General features: G+C 71.1%; 2 protein-coding genes. Both read left to right on the forward strand.

The window, feature by feature from the left end; all coding sequences use genetic code 11:
* The first annotated feature begins 89 nt into the window (after positions 1–89).
* On the forward strand, positions 90–905 hold the full coding sequence (locus CCN35_RS25050) for a TlyA family RNA methyltransferase (protein ID WP_067397942.1): 816 nt from the start codon (positions 90–92) through the stop codon (positions 903–905).
* Positions 902–1,807, forward strand: coding sequence for an NAD kinase (locus CCN35_RS25055; RefSeq protein ID WP_067397940.1), 906 nt, complete (start codon positions 902–904; stop codon positions 1,805–1,807). The genes CCN35_RS25050 and CCN35_RS25055 overlap by 4 nt, the downstream gene beginning before the upstream one ends.
* Positions 1,808–1,824: the final 17 nt, after the last annotated feature.

Genomic DNA, 1,824 nt, shown 5'->3' on the forward strand with positions numbered 1-1,824 from the left:
CTCTCAGGGCAATACACCTAGCACCCTTTCGTGGCAGTCTCACAGCAATTCGTGGCAACCGTCGTATCGATACAGGAGCTGAACCGAACGTGGCAGGAGTCGCACGCCGCCGTCTGGACGCGGAGCTGGTCCGCCGGAAGCTCGCCCGCTCGCGTGAGCACGCCGGCCAGCTGATCGCCGCCGGACGGGTCACCGTCGGGGGGACCGTCGCGACCAAGCCCGCCACGCAGGTGGAGACCGCCGCCGCCATCGTGGTCGCCCCCGACGACAGCGACCCCGACTACGTCTCCCGGGGCGGTCACAAGCTCGCCGGCGCGCTCGAGGTCTTCGTCCCCCAGGGCCTCGTCGTCCGGGGGCGGCGGGCCCTGGACGCCGGCGCCTCCACCGGGGGCTTCACCGATGTGCTGCTGCGCGCGGGCGCCGCCCATGTCATCGCCGTCGACGTCGGATACGGACAACTCGCCTGGACACTCCGGCAGGATGAACGCGTCACCGTCAAGGACCGTACGAACGTAAGGGAGTTGACGCTCGATGCGATCGATGGGGAGCCTGTGGACCTTGTCGTCGGAGATCTGTCCTTCATCTCGCTCGGCCTGGTGCTGCCCGCCCTGGTGCGGTGCGTGAAACCGGACGCCGATCTGGTGATGATGGTCAAGCCGCAGTTCGAGGTGGGAAAGGAGCGGCTGGGCAGCGGGGGTGTCGTACGGAGTCCGCAGCTGCGGGCGGAGGCCGTGCGGGGCGTGGCCGCGAAGGCCTGGGAACTGGGACTCGGCGTGCGAGGCGTCACCGCGAGTCCGCTGCCCGGACCGTCCGGGAACGTCGAGTACTTTCTGTGGCTGCGTGCCGGGGCACCCGCCCTGGACCCGGCCGACGTCGACCGTGCAGTGGCGGAGGGGCCGCGTTGACACAGACCCAGACCCGAACCGTTTTCCTGCTGGCCCACACCGGACGGCCGGCCGCCATCCGCAGTGCCGAGCTCGTGGTCAAGGGGCTGCTGCGCTCCGGGATCGGGGTGCGCGCCCTGGAGGCCGAGGCACGCGACCTGCCGCTGCCGGACGAGGTCGAACTGGTCAAGGAGGCCACCCCCCAGTCCCTGGAGGGGTGCGAGCTGCTCATCGTGCTCGGCGGTGACGGCACCCTGCTGCGCGGCGCGGAGTTCGGCCGGGCCTCCGGGGTGCCGATGCTCGGGGTGAACCTCGGGCGGGTGGGCTTCCTCGCCGAGGCCGAGCGGGACGACCTGGACAAGGTCGTCGACCGGGTGGTCGGCAAGGCGTACGAGGTCGAGGAACGCATGACCGTCGACGTGGTCGTGCACAGCAACGGCGACATCGTGCACACGGACTGGGCGCTGAACGAGGCGGCCGTGCAGAAGGTGTCCGCCGAGCGGATGCTGGAGGTCGTGCTCGAGATCGACGGGCGTCCGGTGACCGGGTTCGGCTGCGACGGCATCGTGTGCGCCACCCCCACCGGGTCGACCGCGTACGCCTTCTCCGCCGGAGGACCCGTGGTGTGGCCGGAGGTGGAGGCACTGCTGATGGTGCCGATCTCCGCCCATGCGCTGTTCGCCAAGCCGCTGGTGACCTCCCCGGACTCCGTTCTGGCCGTCGAGGTGCTGCCGCACGTCCCTCCGGGAGTGCTGTGGTGCGACGGACGGCGGACGGTGGAGCTGCCGGCGGGAGCCCGGGTGGAGGTGCGGCGCGGGGCCGTGCCGGTGCGGTTGGCGCGGTTGCACCACGCGTCGTTCACCGACCGGCTGGTCGCGAAGTTCGCGCTGCCGGTCTCCGGGTGGCGGGGGGCTCCGCACTAGGTGTATTGCCCTGAGAG

The sequence above is a fragment of the Streptomyces thermovulgaris genome, from assembly GCF_002155915.1.
Taxonomy (GTDB): Bacteria; Actinomycetota; Actinomycetes; order Streptomycetales; family Streptomycetaceae; genus Streptomyces; species Streptomyces thermovulgaris.